A 24,847-nucleotide genomic window follows, 5' to 3' on the forward strand; every position below is an offset into this window, starting at 1 on the left:
AAATTAAATATTTATTGTTTATTTTTAAGGCTGCAAATATACATACTTTTTTGTATTCTAAAGCATATTTTCTACATTAAAATCTCTTCATTTTTATAATGAGTTAAACTATTTAAAATACTGATATGCAAATACCTGAACTACCAAATTTAATTCATTATGCAATTCCCTTTTTTATCCTAACTGTAATTCTTGAAATAATTTTAACCGTAAAAGTAAAACTGGAAGATTACGACTTTAAAGATGCTACCACTTCTGTTTTAATGGGTTTAGGAAATGTTTTTCTTGGTTTTTTAAGTAAAGCCATGGTTTTAACTCTTTTTTTATTTCTTTATAACTATCGCATATTTACGATTTATTTTACTTGGTGGTCTTGGATTTTAATACTATTTGCAGAAGATTTTACATACTATTGGTTTCATCGAATTAGCCATGAAAGCAGATTATTTTGGGCTAGTCACGTTGTACATCATTCTTCAAAAAAATACAATTTAAGTACTGCTTTAAGACAAACTTGGTCTGGAAGTTTTTATAGTTTTATTTTTTGGCTTCCTTTAATTTTAGTAGGATTTCATCCAATAATGGTAATGGTTCAAATGTCAATCAGTTTGATTTATCAATATTGGATTCACACAGAATTAATTAATAAATTGCCAAAATGGTTTGAAGCTATTTTTAATACACCAAGTCACCATAGAGTTCATCATGCCACAAATCCTCAATATCTAGACAGAAATCATGCAGGAATTTTTATTATTTGGGATAAGCTTTTTAAGACTTTTGAAGCAGAAGTTGAAAAACCTATCTATGGTTTGGTTAAAAATATTGAAACTTATAATCCTGTTAAAGTAGCATTTATTGAATGGTTTGAAATGTTTAAAGATTTTTCTACATCAAAAATTTCTATAAAAAATAGATTACTTTATTTAATTAAACCACCGGGATGGAGACATGATGGAACTAGTATTTTATCTGATGATTTAAGAAAAGAATGGGAAAAAAATAAAAACACTAACAATTAAAACGTAGATTCATTTGTGAATAATTTTACTACAATTAATTATTTTTGAATTATTAAAAATAGCTTTCTTTTAAAATTATAAATAAAACAGCAATGAAAAAGTTAATTTATATTTTCAGCATACTCTTCACTTTTAATTTTATAGCCCAAAACAAAAATAAAACTGTATACAATCTAAAAGAAATTACAGGAATTATCACTTTGGAAGATTCCCCGCTATCTGGTGTAAATATACTTATTAAAAATTCTAATAGAGGTACAAATACGAGCAGAAAAGGGTTTTATAAAATTAAAGCTAGAGCGGGAGAAATAATCCAATTTTCTCATTTAAATATGAAACCAATAGAAATGCTCGTAGAAGACGTCACGACGATTTTAAATTTAGAAATGATTCCTGCTGAAAATATTTTAAATGAAATTATTATTACAAGTAAACTAGACAATAAAAAAGGAATAGGGATAAAAACTCCAAGAAAATTTTCATCAGCAAGAATGAATATAGATACTAGAAGAGCCGGTTTTGCTGCTGCATTTATAAAAGGAGATGACCTCAATAAGTCTGCCTCTAGTATTGCTCAAGCACTGCGAGGTAAAGTTTCCAATTATAAATTAATAACCGATTTAAATGGTCTTGAATATGTTCGATTAAGAGAAACCAGTTTTATCGGCACTGTTTCCTATGCACTTTGGGATGTTGATGGAACTCTTTATACTCAGGTTCCTAACATAGATTTAAATGATGTTAAAGATATCGCTGTAATTAAAGGTTTAGCAGGAACAGTAAAGTACGGTTCTCAGGCCGTTGGAGGTGTAATTGTTGTAACAACAAAATCAAATTATTTTGCTTCAGCTACTGCTAAAAACATTAAATCTAAAGACAATAAATACACAAATAAAAATTATTATAATAATGATGCTGTTGCCATAAATGATTTAAAAATTGGTGAACCAAATTATTATAAGTTATTTGAAGCTGCTGGAACACCAAGCGCAGCTTATGAGAAATATAAAAACATATATCCAGAATGTAAGGCTAAATCCAATTTTCATTTTAACACTGCTAATTATTTTATAAACACATTTAAGAGCAAAGAATACGGACTAAAAATACTTTTAGATTTAGAAACTTATGCAAATAACAACCCTGAAGTATTAAAAGCCATAGCCTATAAGTATCAAGAATTAAAATTACACAAAGAAGCTGTTGGTATTTATAAAAAATTGATGGTAATTAGACCTAAACATGCTCAGTCTTTTAGAGATCTTGCAAATGCATTTACACATGCAAATGAATACAAAAATGCTTGGAAAATATATCTTTACTATCTCAGAAAAGGATTCGAGATTAAGGAAAATGGAATAGGAGAGATTTTTAATACCGAAATGCAAGCAATATATGTTCAAAGAAAACAGAAAGATAATATTAAAGAAAAATTGGCTTTTAAAAACAATGATTCTTTGATTAAAAATGATATTCGATTGGTGTTTGAATGGAATACTTCCGAAGCAGAGTTTATATTCGAGTTTGTAAATCCAAACAAGCAGTCTTTTAAAGTAAACCACACATTGTCTGAAAATAGCCAACAAATATTAGATGAAAAATTAATGGGCTATAACTCTAAAGAGTTTTTAATTGAAGAAGTTGGAAACGGTGATTGGCTAATAAATCTTACATATTTAGGAAATAAAAAATATATACCCACATTTTTAAAAGCAACTACTTATTATAATTGGGGAAAATCAAATCAAAGAGAAGAGATTAAAGTATACGAATTAACTTTAAAAAATGTTAAAGCGAAACTACTAAGTCTTAATGCTGGTATGCTTTATAACTAGTCTTAAGATATAAAAATCCCAATTAAATAGACTCGAAAATTTCATTAGAAAAACATATTATTATTTTATCTTTTAGTGTTTATATTGACTAAAATAGCAAACAGTAAAATAAATCAATATTTGATTAAAAACGAAAGTGAACTCAAAAACTAGCTAACTAAAAACCTACCTAATGGATACTATCGGATTATTTAATATGCATCTACATCAATAATAAAACGAATTGGTCTAAAATCTTTTACAGCTTCAAACGTATTTTTAATTTTACTTAATTGATTTTTTGCACTTACTAGGTTTTGTTTTGGCGGAATTTTAATAACAATATTTTTAATATACTGATTTCTAATTCTTGAAACAGCTGGTGCAGTTGGTCCTAAAACATGTTCTCCAAAAGAATTATAAAGCGCTTTAAATAACCAATTAACTCCGCTATCAACTTTGTTGTAATCTCTATGTTTTAGTGTAATTTTTATCAACCTGTAATAGGGCGGATATTTATATTGCCAACGTTCTTGCAACTGTTCTTTATACATTTCTGTATAATTTGTAGTTGAAACTTGTTGTAATATTTGATGAAATGGATTGTAGGTTTGTATGGCGACATTTCCTTGTTTTTTACTTCTTCCTGCCCTACCGGAAACTTGCACCATCATTTGATATGCTCGCTCATGCGCTCTAAAATCAGGAAAATTCAACATCGTATCAGCATTTAGAACACCAACCAAAGAAACATTCTCAAAATCTAGACCTTTTGAAAGCATTTGTGTCCCTACTAAAACATCAATTTCTCTTGCTTCAAAAGCACCAATTATTTTTTGATATCCATATTTTCCACGAGTGGTATCTAAATCCATTCTTCCGATTTTAAAATCTGGAAATAATTTTTTTAATTCTAACTCAATTTGTTCAGTTCCAAAACCTTTATTATCTAAAGTATTACTTCCACAAGCACCACAACTATTAGGCATTGCTCTTTGATAATTGCAATAATGACAACGTAACTCGTATTTAAATTTATGGAAAGTTAAGGAAACATCACAATTTGGGCATTGAGGGGAAATTCCACAAGTTTTGCATTCAACAACTGGTGAAAATCCTCGTCTATTTTGAAACAAAATAACTTGTTCTTTTTGATCTAAAGCTTCTTGAATTAATTTTAACAACCTATCGGAAAAATGACCATTCATTTCCTTTTTTCTCTGCTTCTCTTTAACATCAATCAATTCAATTTTGGGCAATTGAACATTTCCATAACGTCTTTTGATTTCTACAAAACCATATTTATTTTGCTGTGCATTAAAGTAACTCTCCAAAGAGGGAGTTGCCGAACCTAACAATATTTTTGCTTTGTGAATTTTTGCCAAAACAATTGCAGCATCACGTGCGTTATATCTTGGTGAAGGTTCAAATTGCTTATAAGAAGTTTCATGCTCTTCATCCACTAAAATTAATCCTAAATTAGAAAATGGTAAAAATATTGAAGACCTCGCACCTAAAATAATTCTGGCTTTTGTTTTGTTTCCTAAAACATTATTCCAAACTTCCACCCGCTCATTCATGGAATATTTTGAGTGAAAAACCGAAATTTGTTCTCCAAAATAAAACTGTAAACGTGATATAATCTGAGTAGTTAAAGCAATTTCTGGCAATAAAAACAATACTTGTTTACCCTCATCTAAAACCTCTTGTATTAACTTTGTATAAACCTCTGTTTTACCAGAGCTTGTAATTCCATGTAATAAAGTTACGTCTCTATCTTTGAAAGATTCTTTAATCTCTAAAAGCGCTTTTTCTTGAAATTCGTTCAATAATTTCAGAGAATTTGTATCACCTTTAAATTGAATTCTATCCGTTTGAATATTATAGAATTCAAAAATATTTTTATCTACCAAAGATTTTAAAATCATTGAAGAAACAGCTGCTTTTTCCTCTAAGTCTTTAGCCTTTATTGGATTTTTGGTTGATGATAATTGAAAAAATGTTAAAACCGCTTCTCGTTGTTTTTTTGCTCTTGATAATTCTTGTAATAATTTAGCTAAAGAATCATCCGAGTTATAATTTGAATGCAAACGAACATATTTCTCCAACTTTGGTTTATATTGTTCGTAAATTTCTTCCTTTATTGTAATAGCCGATTTTTTAATCAATTCATTTACAATTGGCATTACATTTTTCTTACCTAAAATATCGGCAACTTGATGAATAGTTAATTGCGATTGATGTTGCAAGGCCTCATAGATTAGAAACTCATCATCAGTCAAAGCTGAGTCCTCTAAAAATCTCTCATTTTTGTAAATAACAGTTTCACTTTCTAATAAAAAAGCAGATGGCAAAGAGGCTCTATAAACATCACCTAAAGAACACATGTAATAATTGGCAATCCATTGCCAATGTTTTAATTGTAATTCATTTACCAATGGAATTTTATCTAAAATTTGATGAATTTCTTTCGCTTCATATAGCGCAGGTGCAATTTGATGAATATTAAAAACTAACCCCGTATATATTTTTGTTTTACCAAAAGAAACTGCTACACGCATTCCTGTTTGAAGAAAATTAGCTTCTTCTTCAGTTACAGAATAAGTGAACGTTTTCTGAAGTGGAATCGGTAATATGATATCTATAAAATTAATTTTATTAAAATTTAATGTTAAAAAGTTCAAAATTAATTAAAAATGATTATATTTATATCATAATTTTAATTAATCCCCCAGAAAATTATGACTACATTAAATTGGAAGGATAGAGGAACATTCTATTCAGTATCAAACAAAAAAATTTTTGTCATTGATGAAGGTACGTCAAAAGACGTATTAGTAATCTTACACGGTTACCCAACTTCATCATTTGATTATGAAAAAATTTTACCAGAATTAAGTAAACATTACAGAGTAATAATTCATGATCACCCAGGTTTTGGTTTTTCTGACAAACCTGATTCTTTAACTTACTCTCTCATAGATCAAGCTGATTTTGCTTTACAATTATGGTATAAAATGGGTTTGAAAGAAGTCACCATTTTAGCTCATGATTATGGCACTTCTGTAGCAAAAGAAATTTTAGCTCGAAAAAACCACAACCAAATTACTATTAAAATTAAAAAAGTATTTCTATGCAATAGCAGTAAGAGACTTGAGTACTTTCATTTAAGAAACATGGACCAACTTTTAAAAAATAAAAGATTGGGGAGTTTTATTGCGCAACTCGAAGCTAATGGAGTTCGTAAAATTAAGAAAAAAATAACTATTGAAAATCAACCTAAAAATGATATTCAAAAAGTTTGGAATAATCTAAATTCAGATGAAGGCAAGAAAGAAGTTCACTTATTAAGTAATTTTATAAATCAACATTACACATTTTGGCATAGATGGGCGCAAGCTTTAAAAGAATCTAAAATACCAATAAAAATAATTTGGGAAAGAAATGACCCTTCAGCGGTTAAAGAAATTGCCATAGTTTTAGCAACAGAGAACGGTAATCATAATTTAGAATGGTTGGAAAACACCCGACATTATTCTATATTAGATACCCCAAAGCATTGGTTAAAGCTTGTTTTTAAATTTAATTGTGCTGCGATGTATTAATGATATTTAGAATGACGAACAATGATGAATTTATTTCTTCTTTAGATTGGCAAAAAAAAGGTTTTTTAATACCGGTTCATAATAAAAATATTTTTACAATTGATACAGGTGGCGAACATGAAAATTGTTTGGTAATTCTTCATGGATATTTAACATCGTCTTATGATTATAGAAAGGTTTTACCTGAATTATGCAAACATTACAGAGTTATCATTCAAGATTTAATTGGGTTTGGTTTCTCTGACAAAATAGAAAACAAATATTTTACAATTACGGAACAAACTGATTATGTTTTGGAATTATGGAACATATTAGAATTAAGAAACTTTACTTTAGTTTCTCATGATTACGGGAATCTAATTACTAAAGAAATTTTAGCAAGAAAAAACTCTTACAGCACAAAAATTGAAATAAATAAGATATATTTTTCTAACGGAAGCGCGCCAATAAATCACCATGATTATTCAGAAATACATAAACCTGATGAAGATGATGTTTCTAAAGAAATGATTTCTATGCTAACGTCTTTTGGCGTCTATAAAAAAATAATGAAAGAGAGTTTTTACGATGAAAATAAAATTACGGACGAAGAACTGAGGGAAATGTGGACTCAACTTCACTATAACAATGGTAGAAATATTATTAATTTTGTCTATAATTACGTAAGGGAACGTAAAATATTCTGGGGTAGATGGGTTAACGCATTAAAAGAAACGGAAATACCAATTGAACTTGTTTGGGGAAGAGAAGATAAAATTACAGATCATTGTTTACCCAATTTACGGGATAACAAATTTGCTAATCAGAATATTTCTTGGATAGAAAATACTGCTCATTTCCCAATGTTAGAAAGTCCAGAAAAATGGTTGCAAAGCATTTTAAAAGCATAAGAATTTAATTTGTTTTAATTTTACTATTCGTTAATGATTATTAAAAAAGTAAAAATGAATAGTTTAAATTGGCAAAATAAAGGAGAAATTATATCTGTTAATAACAGAAATATATTTGTTATAGACACTATAAATATTAATTTAAATACAATAGAAAATCAAAAGAAAACGCTTGTTATTCTTCATGGGTATCCAACTTCTTCTTTCGATTATTATAAAGTTTTACCAGAATTAAGTAAACATTATAGAGTTGTTATTCACGATCATTTAGGTTTTGGATTTTCGGATAAACCTTTAAAATACTCCTATTCTTTAATTGAGCAAGCAGATATTGCACTTCAATTATGGAAGCAATTGAGTTTAACAAATGTTACTTTGCTCGCTCACGATTATGGAACAAGTATTGCCACAGAAATCTTAGCAAGACAAAACAAAAAACAAATTAATTTACAAATTGATGAACTCATTCTATGCAATGGGTCTATGCATATTGAGTTGTCTAAACTACGTACAATTCAAAAATTGTTAAAAAATAAAATTACTGGTAAATGGGTTGCAAAATTAACAAACTATACTATTTTCAAGAAAAATATGCGCAATGTTTATTTTGACAAAACAAAAGCTACAGAAGCAGAACTTAAAGAAATGTGGTTACAATTAGAGCAAAACAACGGCCGAAAAATAATTCACTTTTTATCCAATTACATCAACGAGCGCTATTATTTTTGGCATAGATGGATTGGTGCTTTAAAAGAAACTAATATAAAAACTAAGATTATTTGGGCAAAAAATGATCCGGTTGCTGTAGCTGCAATTGCAAATTTACTAGCTACAGAAATTGCAAATAATAATTTATATTGGATTAAAAATTGTGGACATTTCCCAATGTTGGAAAAACCAGAAGAATGGATTGAAAAAATTTTATCTGACTAAATACTTCCAAAAATTAATTCAGAACTATTTCATGTTTAAACCTATAAATTAAATCGAACTTACTTTAGTAAAAATTCCTAAACCTATAATTCATCATCAATCATTTCGAATTACAAAATGGTTATGAATAGCTCATGAAATTTCTTAAAAAAAACATTTTTTTCTAAGATTTTAATCCAATCCTCAAAATTACATAAAAAACTAATCTTCCGGCTCAGAATCAGCATTCGTCTTTATATCTATTTCTCCTTTGCGATCCTTAATCTTACGCGATCCTTCATACAACTCATATTTTACAAACTTACAATCTAAGTCTGCATTTTTCAATGCAATTCGTTTTGATGTTCTTAAACCTACCGATTTTAAAGCATCTGTATCTGAGGTAATTAACCATGCTGTTGAATTTGGATAATTATGTTTTAGTGTATCCCCGATTTTTTTATAAAATTCTTCAACATCTATGTTTAAACGTTCTCCATATGGTGGATTAAACAAGATAGTTGTATTACCAAAAACTTCTTTTGTTGAGTTAAAAAAGTTAACATGATGTACGCCAATAAACTCATCTAAATTAGCATTTTCTACATTGGCTTTTGCTTTTTCTACTGCTGAAGGTGCTTTGTCAAATCCCATGATTTTAAAATGAGATGAACGTATTTTCTTTAACAGTGATTCTTGAATTGTAAAATACAAATCCTCATCATAGTCTTTCCAATTTTCAAAAGCAAACAATTTTCTGTTGATATTTGCAGGAATATTATTTGCTATCATTGCTGCTTCAATTAAAATAGTTCCCGAACCACACATAGGATCAATAAAATTTTCGTCACCTGTATAGCCAGATAACAAAACCATACCTGCAGCCAAGACTTCATTAATTGGTGCTATATTAGTTGCTGTTCTATAACCACGTTTGTGCAAAGAATCTCCAGAAGAATCTAAAGAGACAGTTAACCACTCTTTTTGAAGGTGAATATGAATCTTTACATCTGGATATTTTAAATCTACATTTGGCCTTTTGTGATATTTATGCCTAAAATAATCTGCAATTGCATCTTTAGATTTTAAAGAAATATAATGTGAGTTTGATGTAAAATTCTTGGAATTTACAACAGCACCAATGGCAAAAGTACCTTCTGCATCCAAAAAATTTTCCCATTTAATTTTCTGAATCGCTTCATATAAATCTTCCTCATCATAAACCTTACAAACTTTTATAGGTTTTAAAATTCGAACAGCGGTTCTTAAGGCAATATTTGCTTTATACATAAAACCTTTATCGCCTCTAAAAGAAACGCTTCTTACCGCTTCTTTTATATCTTGCGCTCCTAAATTTTTAAGCTCTTCCGCTAAAACACTTTCCAATCCAAAAAGTGTTGTTGCTGTCATTTTAAAATCTCTTTCCATACTTGTAAAATTGACCACAAAAATACTATTTAAAAATAGGTTTTATACTAATTACGAAATTCATTTTTATAAACGTTAGATTTGGTTACTTTTACATCCTTAAATTACTTATGAAAACAAAAGATTGGTTTACAGATTGGTTTAATACTTCATACTATCATACATTATACAAAGATAGAAATGATGTAGAAGCGCAGTTATTTATGAAAAATATAACTGCTTTTTTAGCATTACCAAAGACCACTCATATTTTAGATTTACCTTGCGGAAAAGGACGTCATGCTGTATTTTTAAATTCTCTAGGCTACAAAGTTACTGGAGCTGATTTAGCAGAAAACAGTATTCAAATTGCTCAAAAATTTGAAAATAATTCTTTAAAATTTAAAGTACATGACATGCGTCAACCTTTAAAAAATCAATATGATGCCATCTTTAATTTATTTACTAGCTTTGGGTACTTTGAGGAAGACAAGGAAGACCTTTTAATTCTTGAAAATATTAAAAACGGATTAAACAAAGACGGTTTTTTTGTTTTCGATTTTTTAAATGCTGATTTTGTAAAAGCAACTTTAGTTGCCAAAGAAACTAAAATTATTGATAATATTACATTTCATATTACACGAGAAATAAAAGATGGTTTTATCCTAAAAAATATTACTTTTTTTGCGGATAATAAAGATCACGTTTATACAGAGAGCGTAAAATATTTAGATATAAATAAAATGAAAGCTTATTTTGAAAAAGTAGGTTTTAGAATCACCAATATTTTTGGAGATTATAATTTATCTAATTTTAACGTTGAAACTTCAAACAGATTAATATTGGTTGCAAAGTGAATTACATCTTACTAATTTTTCCTGTTTTAGTTGGTTCTATGTTGGTTTTTGTAATAAAACCGAGCAATAGAATCGTGCGGCTTTTGCTCGCTTTTAGCGGTGCATACCTTTTATCTGTCACTATTTTACATTTATTACCAGATGTATATTCTGAATCACAAAATCACAAAAGAATAGGCGTATTTATTTTAATAGGGATTATTTTACAATCTGTTTTGGAGTCTTTTTCTAAAGGTGCGGAACATGGTCATATTCATATTCATTCTGATGGAAAACGGTTTCCAACCTTGCTGTTTATAAGCTTATGTATACATGCTTTTTCTGAAGGATTGCCAATTCATAATACTGATTATAATTTATTATGGGCAATCGTTGTTCATAAAATACCCATTGCAATAGTCTTAACTACCTTTTTAATTCATACAAAACATACAAAAAAAACTGTTTTTATTTTTCTGTTCTTCTTTGGCTTAATGAGTCCTTTAGGAGTTTTAGTCGGTAATAAATTTCAGTTTTTTACAATTTATGGAACAGAAATTACTGCTTTCATTATTGGTGTTTTCTTGCATATTTCTACAATTATTCTTTTTGAGAGCTCTGAAAACCACAAATTTAATTTACAAAAGTTTACTGCTATTCTTTTCGGGATTATATTAACCATCCTTACTTTGTAATTTTTTTTATTGATAAACTTAAAAATAAAGAATGTGATACTACTTTTTTTGAAAAGTATTTTTGTTTAATAAAAACTCATTAATAGTTGTTAGAAAACATGCTCAATAAGTATCCGTAACTTCTATAAATAAGTTGAATTAATGGGTTATAAATAAGAACTAAAAACTTTAATTAGCCACTTCATTAATAAATTTAATTCGCATTAAACGAAGCTCATCTTCATCATAATCACCATCAAATTCATTTAAAGCTTCTTGTATACTATCAGTCTCAGCTTCCATAAAGTACTCATGAATCTCTTCTTGTTGATCCTCATCTAACAAATCATCGATTGCATAATCTATGTTCAGTTTTGTCCCAGAGAAAATAATAACTTCCATCTCTTTAATTAGCTCCTTCATATCCAAACCCTTGGACTTAGATATATCTTCTAAAGGTAATTTTCTGTCAGTATTTTGAATAATGTATAGCTTTAGTCCAGAATTTATACCTGTACTTTTCACAATTAAATCATCAGGTCTCAAAACTTCATTATCTTCTACATATTTCGAAATTAATTTGACAAAATCTTTTCCAAATTTTCTGGCCTTACCTTCTCCTACACCATGCACTTTGGAGAGCTCTTCTAGATTAACTGGATATTTTAGAGCCATATCGTCTAGAGAGGGATCTTGAAAAACTGCAAACGGAGGAACATCCGATTTTGTAGCCACTTTCTTTCTTAAATCCTTTAACAATTTCACAAGTTTCTCATCTGAAGAACCTCCTGCCAATTTTGCTTTAATTAATATCGAATTATCATTTTCTTCATTATACAAATGATCTTCCGTCATCATAAAAGAAGAAGGATTATTAATATAATCGATTCCTACTTCGGTTAATTTTACAACTCCATACTGTTCTATCTCTTTCTTGATAAAATTTACTACTAAAACTTGACGTATTAGTGCCATCCAATAAGAAGCTACTTTGTCTTTACCAATTCCGAAGAATGGTTGTAAGTGAGTTTTATGAGAAGTAAGCAAAGCATTTTCTTTACCAATTATAGTGTTTACAACTTCTTTAGACTTATATTGTTGTAAAGTATCTTTTATTACTTTTAAAAGTTTTATTACATCCTCTTGAGCTTCATGTTTTTTCTTTGGATTTCTCGAATTATCGTCCATATCAGCGCCATTGCCGTTTATAGCATCAAACTCTTCACCAAAATAATGTAACAAATATTTACGCCTGTTCATTGAAGTTTCTGCGTATCCTACAACCTCTTGTAACAACGCATGCCCAATTTCTTGCTCAGCGACGGGCTTACTCGCCATAAATTTTTCTAGCTTTTCTATATCCTTGTATGCATAAAAAGCCAAACAATATCCTTCTCCGTCATCCCTACCTGCTCTACCCGTTTCTTGATAATAGCTTTCTAAACTTTTTGGTATATCATGATGTATTACAAAACGCACATCTGGTTTGTCTATTCCCATTCCAAACGCAATAGTTGCAACAACAACATCACAATCTTCCATCAAGAACATATCTTGATGTCTAACTCTTGTTTTAGCATCTAACCCTGCATGATAAGGTACAGCCTTAATACCATTAACTTGTAAAATTTGAGCAATCTCTTCAACCTTTTTCCTACTTAAACAATAGATAATTCCAGATTTTCCGTCTCTTTGTTTTACAAAACGAATGATATCTTTTTCAACTTCTTTTGTTTTTGGTCTCACTTCATAAAACAAATTGGCCCTATTAAAAGAAGCTTTAAATCTGTTTGCATCTGTTATTCCTAACGTTTTTAAAATATCTTCTTGTACTTTTTCTGTTGCTGTTGCTGTTAAACAAATAACAGGAACGTTATCTATCGCTTTAATAATATGCTTTAAATTTCTGTATTCTGGTCTAAAGTCATGACCCCATTCAGAAATACAATGCGCTTCATCTATGGCCACGAAAGAAATTGTTTGAGTTCTTAAAAAAGTAACATATTCTTCTTTTATTAATGATTCTGGAGCTACATATAACAGTTTTGTAATTCCGCTTGCAATATCTTCTTTAACCTGATTTACTTCTGTTTTGTTTAAAGAAGAATTTAAAACATGTGCAACTCCATGTTGTTCAGAAATACCTCTAATAGCATCTACTTGATTTTTCATCAATGCAATCAAAGGAGAAACTACAATTGCAGTGCCTTCTGCCATTAATGCTGGCAATTGATAACAGAGAGATTTACCACCACCAGTAGGCATAATCACAAAAGTATTTTGGTCATTAACAATACTTTTTATAACCTGTTCTTGTAATCCTTTAAACTTATTAAATCCAAAAAACTTTTTTAAAGGACTATGTAAATCCATATGTATAATTATTCATTTATTGTTAAAGAAATAGTAAACCTATTCCTATATAGTTTCAAGAAACTTTTTTTTGTAGTAAATTTGTTCTTTTCTATATATAAAGATATAACTTTTTTTATTCTGATAAAAACATAAAGCTTGAAAGATAACTCTAACATTATTGCAAATGCAAAAAAAACAATTTTAACAGAAAGTAAAGCAATAGCCAATTTAGCCAATTTTATAGATTCAGCTTTTGAAGAAGCTGTTGAATTTATATACAATTCAAAAGGAAGAGTAATTGTCACCGGTATTGGCAAGAGCGCAAATATTGCTACGAAAATTGTTGCAACTTTTAATTCTACTGGCACTCCTGCAGTTTTTATGCATGCTGCCGATGCCATTCACGGAGATCTAGGAAATGTTTTAGAAGATGATGTTGTTATTTGCATTTCTAAAAGTGGTAATACTCCTGAAATAAAAGTATTAGTTCCATTAATAAAAAATTACGGAAATAAAATTATTGCGATTACCGGAAATATAGCTTCTTTCTTAGGTGAAAACGCTGATTTTCCTTTAAATACTTTTGTAGAAAAAGAAGCTTGCCCAAACAATTTAGCACCAACAACGAGTACAACTGCGCAGTTAGTGATGGGCGATGCTTTAGCAGTTTGTTTATTAGAATTAAAAGAATTTACAAGTAAAGACTTTGCAAAATACCATCCAGGAGGTGCTTTAGGAAAACGCTTGTATTTAAGAGTCTCTGATTTAATAAAAAATAATGAATTACCCCGGGTATCAGAAAATGATTCCGTTGTTAAAGTAATTGTTGAGATTTCAGAAAAACGTTTAGGAGTTACCGCCGTTATTAAAAATGATAAAATTATTGGTATAATTACTGATGGCGACCTTAGAAGGATGTTAAGTAAAACTACTGAAATTAATAATTTTACAGCAAAAGATATTATGGGTAATAACCCAAAAACAATAAATGAAAATGCTATGGCTATTGAAGCGTTAGATGCTTTAGAAAACAATAGCATTACTCAAATTTTAGTAACAGATGATACTAATAGATATGCAGGAGTTGTACATTTGCATGATTTAATTAAAGAAGGGATTTTCTAATGGCAGAGCAACAAAAAGAAATGTCATTTTTAGGGCATTTAGAAGAACTACGATGGCATTTAGTAAGAAGTGCAGGTGCTATTTTCATATTGGCTATCGTACTTTTTGTGTTTGATAAACAAGTTTACGATCATTTTTTATTAGCACATATTCAACCAGACTTTATCACGTATCAACTATTTTGTGATTTCTTTAATTTGTTTGGCATAGATAGCTCCTTTTGTAATGTGAATTTTGCAGATAAAAAACTCCAAAGTATAAAAGTTACATCACAATTAATGAATTCTATTTGGTCTTCATTAATATTAGGAGTTATCGTTTCTTTCCCTTATATTTTATGGGAGATTTGGCGTTTTGTATCTCCTGGTTTAACAAAAAAGGAAATTATAAAATCGAGAGGATTTATATTTATAGCATCACTGCTTTTCTTTATTGGAGTGTTGTTTAGTTTTTATGTAATAGCACCAATATCTGTTCATTTCTTATATAATTATCAGATTACAGATGCCATTGAAAATAGTTTCACTTTAGAGTCTCATATAGGGTTAATAACAAATATGTTATTAGGTGTTTCAATATTATTTGAGTTACCAGTTTTAATTTTCTTTTTAACAAAAATCGGATTAATTACTCCAGAATTTTTAAAGAAATACAGAAAACATTCCTTAGTTTTTGTGTTAATTTTGGCCGCGATCATTACACCTCCAGATGTTGCAAGTCAAGTTATAGTGGCAATACCCATTCTTATTTTGTATGAAATAGGTATAATCGTTTCAAGAAGAGTTATTAAAAAACAACAAAAAGATGTCTAAAAAAGTACAAGAGTTTAATGAGTATCGTCAAAAAATGAACGATAAAATCTTAGCTTCTGATAATAAAGTTATTAAACGAATTTTTAATTTAGATACCAATGCTTTTAAAGAAGGTCACCTTCCAGTAAAAACAAAAGAGTTATTAGGTCTAGTGGCATCCACAGTTTTAAGGTGTGATGATTGTGTGCAATATCATTTAGAAGCAGCAATGAAAAATGGGGTTTCAAAAGAAGAAATGATGGAAACTATGTCTATTGCTAATTTAATTGGTGGCACAATTGTAATTCCACATTTAAGAAGAGCTGTTGAGTATTGGGAAGCACTTGAAAGTTAGGTTTAATTCTTTGTTCATGTAAATGTTTAAGAATGTTTTTAGTATCTTAAACACTATATTGATTACTTTTACACAGTTCTACAATTCTAAAATTGCACATTTCAAAAAAATATGATTTTAAGAGCAGAAAACATTCAAAAAATTTACGGAAGTAGAAAAGTTGTACAAGACATTTCTTTAGAAGTTAAGCAGGGTGAAATTATTGGACTTTTAGGTCCAAATGGAGCAGGAAAAACAACCTCTTTTTATATGATTGTTGGTATGGTAAAACCAAATGCTGGTCATATTTACTTAAATGACGAAGAAATTACTGGTGATGCCATGTACAAACGTGCACAAAAAGGAATTGGTTATTTAGCCCAGGAAGCGTCTGTTTTTAGAAAGTTATCTGTAGAAGATAATATTAAGTCTGTTTTACAATTCACAAACTTATCTAAAAAAGAACAAAAAATAAAGTTAGAATCTTTAATTGAAGAATTTAATATTGGTCATGTTCGTAAAAATAGAGGAGATTTACTTTCTGGAGGAGAAAGGCGTAGAACAGAAATTGCACGTTGTTTAGCATCTGACCCTAATTTTATTTTATTAGACGAACCTTTTGCTGGTGTTGACCCTATTGCTGTTGAAGATATCCAAAGTATTGTTGCTCAATTAAAAAACAAAAATATTGGTATTCTAATTACAGATCATGATGTGCAAGCAACGCTAGCAATTACAGACAAAACTTACTTAATGTATAATGGAAGTATCCTAAAAGAGGGAACCCCAGAAGAATTAGCGGCCGATGAAATGGTGCGTAAGGTTTATTTAGGTAAAGATTTTGAACTTAAAAAGAAGAAAACATTTAAACCTTAAACTTTAATTAATTACTATCTCTTTTTGACAAGTTAAAATGAAAACAAACTCCTTTTTTGTATTCCTCTCGGTGCTTTAATTCTATTTTTCCTCCAAGCCTTTTTATGATAGATTTTACAGTAGTTAATCCTATGCCCGTATTGTTGTTACCTCTATTATCTAAAGTTTCAAACATTTTAAAAACTTTATTCCAATATTGCTCCTGAATTCCTGGACCATTATCTTCATAAACAAAATGATAACTATCTAGATCTTCTTTACACCTTATAGAAATTATTACATTTTCTTCATCAGAAAATTTTCTTGAATTAGAAATTAAATTTTGAAAGATTTGCAAAAGACCAATTTTTGAGCTGCATACTTCAATATCTAAAAGCTCAGAATTAATTAACAACTTATTTTCAAAATCAATGTTAATTCTAATACTATCTACTAGATCCTTTACATTAAATTTTTCATAGATAATATTTTCGCTTGCTACTTTAGAATCTTTTAAAATTTTAGTAACTAAATTATCCCTATATAAAATTCTGTTAGAAATTAAACTGACATACTCTTCTGCTTTTGTGTTTTTAAAAAGTTCAAAATGATCTTCTTTTAAAACATCCAACAAAAAATTCACCCCATTAATCGGTGATTTTAAATCATGAGTTAACCTATATGCAAAATCGTTTAATTGTTCATTTAACTTTAAATTTTGCTTATTTGACTCGGCTAATTCTGTGTTTTTTTTCTTAATTCTAAAAGAGTAACCACTTGTTTCGCTAATAAACTTAAGCTTTCTTTTTGAGTATTGTTCAATTTTTTTGGCTCATTATCAATAACACATAAAGTTCCTAAAGAATAACCCTCTGAACTATTTAATGGAGCACCAGCATAAAAAACTACATTAGGATCACTGGTGATTAATGAACTATCAAAAAAACGTTTGTCTTTGCGTGCATCATTAATGATAAATAATTCATCTGGCTGCAAAATACTATGAGCACAAAAAGAAAATTCTCTAGGAGTTTCTGTCGCATTTAAGCCATGTTTGGACTTAAACCACTGCCTACTTTCATCAATAATAGAAATAAGTGCAATAGGAGTATTACAAATAACAGAAGCTATTTTTGTGATAGCGTCGTACTCTTCTTACGGTAGCGTATCTAAAATATGATAACTTTTTAAATTCTCTAACCTTTTAGCTTCATTTTGGGGGATATTAGCCGGTTTCATTATTGATTATTTTTTTTGGGAAATACTTTTTTAATTAAGGATAAAAGCACATAAATTACAATAATAATTGGTATCGATAAAAAGTGAATAGTTCCAATTAATATGATAGAAATTGAAAGAAAAATATATTTAATACTGTTATTTTTTATAGAATAATCTTTAAATTTTAAAGAAAATAAATGCAATTCTGCATGCATCAAATAAATTAAAACAAAGGTTACACCAATTAAAAAATAATTGTTCATAATTAAATCTTTCACAAAATCAACATCACTATATTCTGTAATTAAAGGTAATGAAAGAACAAACAAAGACATTGCCGGGGTTGGTAAACCAATAAAGGAGTCTGATTGTCTGGTATCAATATTAAATTTTGCCAATCTAAAACCTGCTGCTAATGTTAGTAGCATACCAAATAAAGGGATATCGAATATTTGTACCGCTGAATTCATAATATTTGGTTTATCTATTAAATTATCTTGCAATAATTTATACATAATAATACCTGGTACAACACCACTTGTAACCATGTCAGCTAAAGAATCTAATTGTTTACCTAATTCTCCAGAAACTTTTAGCAATCGGGCTACAAAACCATCAAAAAAATCAAAAATAATTCCAATACAAACAAATAATGCTGCCATTTTGTAATCTCCTTCTACCGCAAAAATTACAGCCACAGTTCCTGAAAGAAGATTGCCTAATGTAATAAAATTTGGAATTTGTTTACCTATGTTCATTTATAGATTATAATTTAAAAGCTAAAGTAAGAAATCAAAATTTGTTTGTTTTCTAATTCGTTAAATTTTTGTCATATTTGTAAAAATAAAAAGGTCTATGCCAGTTTTTACATCAAATTTCTTACCTACAATACCGTTTCGAAATGGTCATTTTAACACTATGTACAGGCCCCTTTTCATGAAAGATACTGCAACGTACACAAGAAAAAGAGTTTCAACATGGGATCATGATTTTATTGATTTGGATTTTTCTTTTGTAGGTTCTGAAACTTTGATTTTATTAATTCATGGTTTAGAAGGAAGCTCAAATTCTAAATATATAGCAGCCAACACTAACCATTTAAATTGCAAGGGATTAGATACCGTTTGTTTTAATCTAAGAGGTTGTAGTGGTGAAGATAATTTACAACTTGCAACCTATCATAGTGGTAAAACTGAAGATGTAAGTTTTGTTGTAGATTATTTATTAGAAAATTATAATTACAAAAACATTGTAATTGTTGGATTTAGTTTAGGAGGAAATTTAACCTTAAAATATATAGGCGAAAAAGGTGAAAGTATTTCTTCAATAATCAAAGGTGGAATTGCAGTTTCTGTTCCTATAGATATTGCTTCTGCAGAATTAGAAATGGATAAATTAAAAAACAAATTATATATCGAAATGTTTTTTAAAACAATGAAAAACAAAGTTTTAGAAAAAGCTTTCAAATTCCCAGAATATAAATTAGATCAAGAGAAACTTTTTAAAGCAACCAAATTTAAACATTTAGAGTATTTATATACAGTACCTGTTTTTGGTTTTAAAAGTCCTGAGGACTACTGGGAAAAAGCAAGTTCCAAACCTTACCTTTCTAAAATTAGAAAACCAACTTTATTAATCAATGCAAAAGATGACACTTTTTTATCAAGGGAATGTTATCCTTATCAAGAAGCAAAAAACTCAAAATTTTTCTTTTTTGAAGAAACAAAATTTGGCGGACATGTTGGCTTTATGACCTCTTTTAAACCCGAAGAGAATAAATGGTTAGAATTTAGAATTGAACGTTTTATAAAGGAAAATATTGAATTAGATATTTTGTAAACAATATCTACAAAAAACTATAGTTATTTTAATAGGTTTTAAGATATTTGTTATACTTAACTTTCAATACTTGTGAAGTACAAAATATTTATTTATTTATTTGTTTTACCGCTTCTTCTAAATGCGCAAACTTTTAGAAATTATTCCAATGAATTTTTAAACATTGGAGTAGATGCAGCGGCTTTAGGGATGAGTAAAACAGTTGTAGCAACTACAAATAATGTAAATGCCATATACTGGAACCCTGCAGGACTAGTGGGTATAGAAGACTACCAAGGCTCTTTAATGCACGCTTCTTATTTTGCAGGAATTGCTAATTACAATCATGCCGCTTTTGCAATGCCCATAGATGCTAAAAGTGCTTTGGGAATTTCAATAATTCGTTTTGGAGTCGATGATATTTTAAATACAACAGAATTAATTGATAATCAGGGAAATATAGATTTTAACAGAATTAGTTTATTTTCTTCCGCAGATTATGCTTTTAATTTTTCTTATGCTCGAAATTTACTTTTTAAGGATGTTAATTTTGGAGTAAATGCAAAAATAGTAAGAAGAATTATTGGAGATTTTGCTTCTTCTTGGGGTTTTGGTTTTGATGCAGGTATTCAGTTTGAAAGAAATAATTGGAAATTCGGAATCATGGCAAGAGACATTACAACCACTTTTAATAGTTGGGCAATTAATGAAGAGGAATTCAATAAGATTAAAGATGCCATTCCCGGTCAAAATCAAGAATTACCAGAATCCACAGAAATTACAAAACCAAAAATACAATTAGGTATTGCAAAAGAATTTAGAATTGGACGATTTTTCAACCTTCAAACAGAAGTAGATTTAAATATTCGTTTTGAACAAACTAATGATATTTTCTCATCAAATGTTGGAAGTATAGATCCGGCTGTTGGGTTTCAATTAGATTACGATAAACTTGTATATTTACGTCTAGGAGTTGGCAATTTTCAATATATCACAGAATTCAACAATTCAAAATCACTTTCTTTACAACCAAATTTTGGAGTTGGCTTTACCTATCAAGGTATTCAAATAGATTATGCCTTAACAAATATTGGTAGTGTCGGTAATGCTTTATTTTCAAATATTTTTTCAATAACTATTGATTATAGCTTTTTTAGACGCTAAAAATTATGAAAAAAAACTACTTACTACTATTCTTTTTCTTTCTACTTACAAAATCACTTGTTGCACAAATAAACCTTTCTGTTTATTCTGAAGTTAGTATTATTACCGCCGGTCCAGGAATAGAATTGTATGAAGCTTTTGGTCATTCTGCAATAAGAATTAAAGATCCTGTTTTAAGATTAGATTTAATTTATAATTATGGGATGTTTGATTTTAACGCTCCTAATTTTGAATTAAATTTCACTAAAGGAAATTTGATTTATAGCATGGGGCGCTATAACTTTAGAGACTTTTTAGCAGGTTACAAAAGAGACAAACGTTGGGTAAAACAACAAGTTTTAAATTTAACCCAAGAAGAACGACAATCTTTTTTTATCTATTTAGAAAATAATGCTTTACCAGAAAATAAAAATTATAATTATGATCCGTACTTTGATAATTGTGCCACAAAATTAAGAGACATTACCACTGTTATTTTAGGTGACAAAGTTGTTTTAAGTAATAAAAATATAAATGAAAGACGTTCTTTTAGACAACTAATGGATAGAGAAATTCCTTGGAACACTTGGGGAAGTTTTGGAATAAATTTAGCTTTAGGAAGTAAATTAGATCAAAAGGCAAATTTCACACAATACATGTACCTGCCTGATTATGTATATTCTATATTTAAAAACAGTGCTATATTTATTGAAAATCAGCCTAAAAAATTGATTAAAAGGGAAGATGTTTTATTAGAGTTCAAGGAATTAAAGCAAGAAATTTCATTATTTAATCCATTTCTAATATTTAGTGTCATTTCTTTCATTGGCATCTTCGTTACTTTTTCTGATTTTAAGAACAAAAAAAGATCAAAATGGATGGATTTCATAGTACTATTCATTACTGGACTCATAGGATGTGTGATTTGTTTTCTTTGGTTTTTTACCGACCATTCTACAGCACCTAATAACTTCAATTTTTTATGGGCATTTGCTCCTAATTTAATAATCGCATTTTTAATGCTCAAGGTTCATCAAAAAAAATGGTTGAAATCTTATTTTAGATTTTCATTTTTTCTGCTGTTTATCATTCCAATACTTTGGGTTTTAGGAGTTCAATTATTTCCAATTGCTATCATTCCATTCTTAATTTTACTTTTGTTTAGATATGCCTATTTATCAAAAACATTGAATTAGTATATTACTTTTCATTTTTTAATAAAAATTTTAGATTTCTTTAGGTGAAAATTTTACATTTGATAAAAATTCACCAAACATGCATAGACAACTTATAGAATGCGTACCTAATATTAGTGAAGGTAGAGACATCAATAAAATACATACGATTGCTAATATCGTAAAAACTGTAGAAGGTGTAAAACTGCTTGATATAGATCCTGGAAAAGCGACTAACAGAACTGTAATCACCTTTGTTGGCGAACCAGAAAAGGTAATTGAAGCTGCTTTTAGGTTGATAAGAAAAGCATCAAAATTGATTGACATGAGCAAACAAACCGGAGAACATCCACGTTTTGGAGCTACCGATGTTTGTCCTTTAGTTCCAATTGCAAATATTTCTATGGAAGAAACTGCAAAGTATGCGCATCAATTAGGAAAAAGAGTTGGTGAAGAATTAGGCATTTCTGGTTATTTTTATGAAAATGCAGCAACTTCTAATGAGCGTAAAAACCTAGCTACAGTTCGTTCTGGAGAATATGAAGGTTTAAAAGAAAAGTTATCTAAAGCGAATTGGAAACCAGATTTTGGCCCAACTCAATACAATGAACAAATTGTTTCATCTGGAGTAACGGCCATTTCTGCCCGTGATTTCTTGATTGCTTACAATGTAAATTTAAATTCAACATCCACAAGACGTGCAAATGCCATTGCTTTTGACATCCGTGAAAATGGAAGAGCTAAATTAGTTGAAGGAAAAAAAGTATTAGACAAAGACGGTAACCCTGAGAGAATTCCCGGTAAATTAAAAGCTGTAAAAGGTATTGGTTGGTTTATTGAGGAATATGGAATTGCGCAAATTTCGTATAACCTAACCAATATTACAATCACTTCTATGCATGAAGCTTTTTATGAGACTGATGTCGCGGCAACAAAACGTGGTTTGCGGGTAACAGGTTCAGAATTGGTAGGTTTAGTTCCTTTGCAAGCAATGTTAGATGCTGCAGATTTTTATCTTAAAAAACAAGAACGCTCTTTGGGTATAAGTGACAATGAGAAAATAAAAATTGCTATTAAGTCTCTAGGCTTAGATGATTTAAAGCCTTTTAACCCACAAGAAAGAATCATTGAATATGTGATGAATGCTGATGCGGAAAAAAAGTTAATTGACTTTAGCGTTAAAGATTTTGCTGAAGAAACTGCATCCGAATCTATGGCTCCTGGAGGCGGCAGTATTGCTGCTTACGTAGGTACTCTAGGTGTTTCTTTAGGGGCTATGGTTGCAAATTTATCTGCACACAAACCTGGTTGGGATTCTAAATGGGAGTATTTCTCTAATTGGGCAGAAAAAGGGCAACAATACAAAAATGATTTGTTATTCTTAGTTGATGAAGACACCAATGCTTTTAATAAAATTATTGATGGCTTTAGAATGCCAAAAACCAATAATGAAGAAATTGAAATCAGAAAACAAGCAATTGAAGATGCAACAAAATATGCCACTGAAATTCCTTTTAAAGTTATGGAAACTGCCTGTAATTCTATAGAAGTGATGTTGGAAATGATGAAAAATGGATTGCAGAATTCACTTTCAGATGGTGGTGTTGGCGTTTTGTGTGCTAAAACAGCTGTTACCGGGGCCTATTTTAACGTTCGTATAAATGCAAAAGATATTAAAGACAGAAAATTTGCGGAAACTATTTTAGCAAAAGCAGAAGATATCTATCAACAAACGATTGGTTTAGAAAACGAAATGATGCAAATTATAAACTCAAAAATTTAATTTATTTTTGGCACTCTTTTCTGCACTGAAACTGAAAAATTTTAGTGCAGAAAAGTCGAGCTTTTTGTTTCAATCTTTTTATGTGTACTACATATTTTTATTTTTCCGTTATCACTTCAAAATAAAAACTAAAACTGACATAAATAAGGATTTTCACTTCAATCCCTAATGCAAACTTATATACTATGAAAATAGAAAATCTAGAGATTATAGCGTACCAACCTCAATTGGCAATTCATTTTTATAAGTTAAATGTGGAGTGGCTGGAAAAATATTTTTATGTAGAGCCTTATGATCAAAAGGTTTTAAGCAATCCAAAAAAATATGTAATTGATCCTGGAGGCTTTATCTTTTTTGCAAAATATAACAGTGAAATTATTGGTGTAGTGGCTTTAATCAATCAAAAAACATTTTTTGAGTTGAGTAAAATGGCGGTTTCACCAAAATACCAAGGCTTAAAAATTGGTCAAAAATTAATGACTTTCTGTATAGAATTTGCTCAAAATCAAGAATGGAAAAGCATCACTTTATATTCTCATAGAAAATTAGTTCCTGCAATAAACTTGTATAGAAAAATTGGTTTTAAAGAGGTTACTTTGGAAGAAAATTCTCATTATGAGCGTTCAAGTATTAAAATGCTTTTAAAATTATAAGAAACTCTGGACGGCCAACTCATATCCTTTTAACCCAAATCCGAACAGAACACCTTTTGCTGCAGGAGCAATAAAACTATGATGTCTAAACTCTTCACGAGCATGTACATTAGAAATATGCAGTTCAACAACTGGCGCATGTATGCCTTTAACGGCATCTCCAATACCAACAGAAGTATGTGTGTATGCCGCTGCATTTAAAATTATCCCATCATAATCAAAACCAACTTCATGTAATTTATCAATAATTTCTCCTTCTATATTAGATTGAAAATAAGACAATTCAACATCTTTAAATTTTAATTGCAGAGCTCTAAAGAAATCTTCAAAAGTTTGTAATCCATAAATTTCTGGTTCTCTTTTTCCTAATAAATTTAAATTAGGTCCGTTTATGATGATAATTTTCATATTGCTAAAATATAACAAATAAAAAA

General features: G+C 29.3%; 23 protein-coding genes. 16 read left to right on the plus strand and 7 right to left on the minus strand.

What is annotated here, in order from left to right:
* The first annotated feature begins 125 nt into the window (after nucleotides 1-125).
* Together BLT88_RS08350 and BLT88_RS08355 are read left to right on the plus strand one after the other, a co-directional pair.
* Nucleotides 126-1,022 (plus strand): sterol desaturase family protein, encoded by an 897-nt coding sequence (locus BLT88_RS08350; RefSeq protein ID WP_036786591.1) that lies wholly within the window; start codon nucleotides 126-128, stop codon nucleotides 1,020-1,022.
* A gap of 92 nt (nucleotides 1,023-1,114) precedes the next feature.
* Entirely contained in the window at nucleotides 1,115-2,857 is a 1,743-nt protein-coding gene (locus tag BLT88_RS08355) for a carboxypeptidase-like regulatory domain-containing protein (protein ID WP_091954143.1), read from the plus strand.
* 191 nt (nucleotides 2,858-3,048) lie between these two features.
* Here the strand turns inward: BLT88_RS08355 and priA are convergent, their stop codons facing one another.
* Nucleotides 3,049-5,520, minus strand: coding sequence for a primosomal protein N' (priA, locus tag BLT88_RS08360; RefSeq protein WP_231959944.1), 2,472 nt, complete (start codon nucleotides 5,518-5,520; stop codon nucleotides 3,049-3,051).
* A gap of 57 nt (nucleotides 5,521-5,577) precedes the next feature.
* Here priA and BLT88_RS08365 point away from each other — a divergent pair, with 57 nt between their 5' ends.
* The 3 genes from BLT88_RS08365 to BLT88_RS08375 are packed head-to-tail and all read left to right on the plus strand — an operon-like array spanning nucleotide 5,578 to nucleotide 8,264.
* A complete protein-coding gene (locus BLT88_RS08365) occupies nucleotides 5,578-6,441 on the plus strand; it encodes an alpha/beta fold hydrolase (protein ID WP_091954144.1) in 864 nt (287 codons plus the stop codon).
* Nucleotides 6,442-6,452: 11 nt separating this feature from the next.
* Complete coding sequence (locus BLT88_RS08370) at nucleotides 6,453-7,331, plus strand: alpha/beta fold hydrolase (protein WP_157691168.1); 879 nt, start codon at nucleotides 6,453-6,455, stop codon at nucleotides 7,329-7,331.
* A gap of 54 nt (nucleotides 7,332-7,385) precedes the next feature.
* Nucleotides 7,386-8,264: an alpha/beta fold hydrolase gene (locus BLT88_RS08375; protein ID WP_157691170.1), complete on the plus strand. Its 879-nt coding sequence runs from the start codon at nucleotides 7,386-7,388 to the stop codon at nucleotides 8,262-8,264.
* A 201-nt stretch (nucleotides 8,265-8,465) separates the two neighbouring features.
* Here the strand turns inward: BLT88_RS08375 and BLT88_RS08380 are convergent, their stop codons facing one another.
* Nucleotides 8,466-9,671, minus strand: a complete 1,206-nt coding sequence (locus tag BLT88_RS08380; RefSeq protein WP_091954149.1) for a class I SAM-dependent RNA methyltransferase — start codon at nucleotides 9,669-9,671, stop codon at nucleotides 8,466-8,468.
* Between the two features lie 110 nt (nucleotides 9,672-9,781).
* On the opposite strand from BLT88_RS08380, the gene BLT88_RS08385 reads away from it, so the two are divergent.
* Entirely contained in the window at nucleotides 9,782-10,507 is a 726-nt protein-coding gene (locus BLT88_RS08385; RefSeq protein WP_091954150.1) for a class I SAM-dependent methyltransferase, read from the plus strand.
* On the plus strand, nucleotides 10,504-11,181 hold the full coding sequence (locus BLT88_RS08390; RefSeq protein WP_091954152.1) for a ZIP family metal transporter: 678 nt from the start codon (nucleotides 10,504-10,506) through the stop codon (nucleotides 11,179-11,181). The genes BLT88_RS08385 and BLT88_RS08390 overlap by 4 nt, the downstream gene beginning before the upstream one ends.
* Nucleotides 11,182-11,349: 168 nt before the next feature.
* Here BLT88_RS08390 and BLT88_RS08395 read toward each other — a convergent pair whose 3' ends face one another.
* A complete protein-coding gene (locus BLT88_RS08395; protein WP_091954153.1) occupies nucleotides 11,350-13,533 on the minus strand; it encodes an ATP-dependent DNA helicase RecQ in 2,184 nt (727 codons plus the stop codon).
* A 138-nt stretch (nucleotides 13,534-13,671) separates the two neighbouring features.
* Here BLT88_RS08395 and BLT88_RS08400 point away from each other — a divergent pair, with 138 nt between their 5' ends.
* The 4 genes from BLT88_RS08400 (at nucleotide 13,672) to lptB (ending at nucleotide 16,641) form a co-directional block, all read left to right on the plus strand.
* Nucleotides 13,672-14,640 (plus strand): SIS domain-containing protein, encoded by a 969-nt coding sequence (locus BLT88_RS08400; RefSeq protein ID WP_091954155.1) that lies wholly within the window; start codon nucleotides 13,672-13,674, stop codon nucleotides 14,638-14,640.
* Nucleotides 14,640-15,452: a twin-arginine translocase subunit TatC gene (gene tatC / locus BLT88_RS08405; RefSeq protein WP_091954156.1), complete on the plus strand. Its 813-nt coding sequence runs from the start codon at nucleotides 14,640-14,642 to the stop codon at nucleotides 15,450-15,452. Before BLT88_RS08400 ends, tatC begins: the two co-directional genes overlap by 1 nt.
* A complete protein-coding gene (locus BLT88_RS08410) occupies nucleotides 15,445-15,786 on the plus strand; it encodes a carboxymuconolactone decarboxylase family protein (RefSeq protein ID WP_091954158.1) in 342 nt (113 codons plus the stop codon). Before tatC ends, BLT88_RS08410 begins: the two co-directional genes overlap by 8 nt.
* A 111-nt stretch (nucleotides 15,787-15,897) precedes the next feature.
* Nucleotides 15,898-16,641: an LPS export ABC transporter ATP-binding protein gene (gene lptB, locus BLT88_RS08415; protein ID WP_036786610.1), complete on the plus strand. Its 744-nt coding sequence runs from the start codon at nucleotides 15,898-15,900 to the stop codon at nucleotides 16,639-16,641.
* 7 nt (nucleotides 16,642-16,648) lie between these two features.
* Here lptB and BLT88_RS14360 read toward each other — a convergent pair whose 3' ends face one another.
* The 3 genes from BLT88_RS14360 to BLT88_RS08425 all read right to left on the minus strand — a co-directional run bounded on the left by BLT88_RS14360 (nucleotide 16,649) and on the right by BLT88_RS08425 (nucleotide 18,599).
* On the minus strand, nucleotides 16,649-17,263 hold the full coding sequence (locus tag BLT88_RS14360) for an ATP-binding protein (RefSeq protein ID WP_231959946.1): 615 nt from the start codon (nucleotides 17,261-17,263) through the stop codon (nucleotides 16,649-16,651).
* A 92-nt stretch (nucleotides 17,264-17,355) separates the two neighbouring features.
* Nucleotides 17,356-17,760: a GAF domain-containing protein gene (locus BLT88_RS14520; RefSeq protein ID WP_368086555.1), complete on the minus strand. Its 405-nt coding sequence runs from the start codon at nucleotides 17,758-17,760 to the stop codon at nucleotides 17,356-17,358.
* Nucleotides 17,761-17,858: 98 nt separating this feature from the next.
* Nucleotides 17,859-18,599, minus strand: a complete 741-nt coding sequence (locus BLT88_RS08425; RefSeq protein ID WP_172824286.1) for a phosphatidylcholine/phosphatidylserine synthase — start codon at nucleotides 18,597-18,599, stop codon at nucleotides 17,859-17,861.
* Between the two features lie 178 nt (nucleotides 18,600-18,777).
* On the opposite strand from BLT88_RS08425, the gene BLT88_RS08430 reads away from it, so the two are divergent.
* The 5 genes from BLT88_RS08430 (at nucleotide 18,778) to BLT88_RS08450 (ending at nucleotide 24,413) form a co-directional block, all read left to right on the plus strand.
* On the plus strand, nucleotides 18,778-19,680 hold the full coding sequence (locus tag BLT88_RS08430) for a YheT family hydrolase (protein WP_231959949.1): 903 nt from the start codon (nucleotides 18,778-18,780) through the stop codon (nucleotides 19,678-19,680).
* Nucleotides 19,681-19,752: 72 nt separating this feature from the next.
* The gene (locus BLT88_RS08435; RefSeq protein WP_091954161.1) at nucleotides 19,753-20,823 is read left to right on the plus strand and encodes a PorV/PorQ family protein; all 1,071 of its coding nucleotides are present in this window, start codon (nucleotides 19,753-19,755) and stop codon (nucleotides 20,821-20,823) included.
* Nucleotides 20,824-20,828: 5 nt separating this feature from the next.
* On the plus strand, nucleotides 20,829-21,998 hold the full coding sequence (locus BLT88_RS08440) for a DUF4105 domain-containing protein (protein WP_091954163.1): 1,170 nt from the start codon (nucleotides 20,829-20,831) through the stop codon (nucleotides 21,996-21,998).
* 79 nt (nucleotides 21,999-22,077) lie between these two features.
* Entirely contained in the window at nucleotides 22,078-23,760 is a 1,683-nt protein-coding gene (ftcD, locus tag BLT88_RS08445; protein WP_091954164.1) for a glutamate formimidoyltransferase, read from the plus strand.
* A 185-nt stretch (nucleotides 23,761-23,945) separates the two neighbouring features.
* A complete protein-coding gene (locus BLT88_RS08450; protein WP_091954166.1) occupies nucleotides 23,946-24,413 on the plus strand; it encodes a GNAT family N-acetyltransferase in 468 nt (155 codons plus the stop codon).
* On the opposite strand, the gene aroQ is transcribed toward BLT88_RS08450, so the two are convergent.
* Entirely contained in the window at nucleotides 24,408-24,821 is a 414-nt protein-coding gene (aroQ, locus tag BLT88_RS08455) for a type II 3-dehydroquinate dehydratase (RefSeq protein ID WP_091954167.1), read from the minus strand. The two genes, BLT88_RS08450 and aroQ, sit on opposite strands and share 6 nt — an antisense overlap.
* Nucleotides 24,822-24,847: the final 26 nt, after the last annotated feature.

Source organism: Polaribacter sp. Hel1_33_78 (assembly GCF_900106075.1).
Classification (GTDB): domain Bacteria; phylum Bacteroidota; class Bacteroidia; order Flavobacteriales; family Flavobacteriaceae; genus Polaribacter.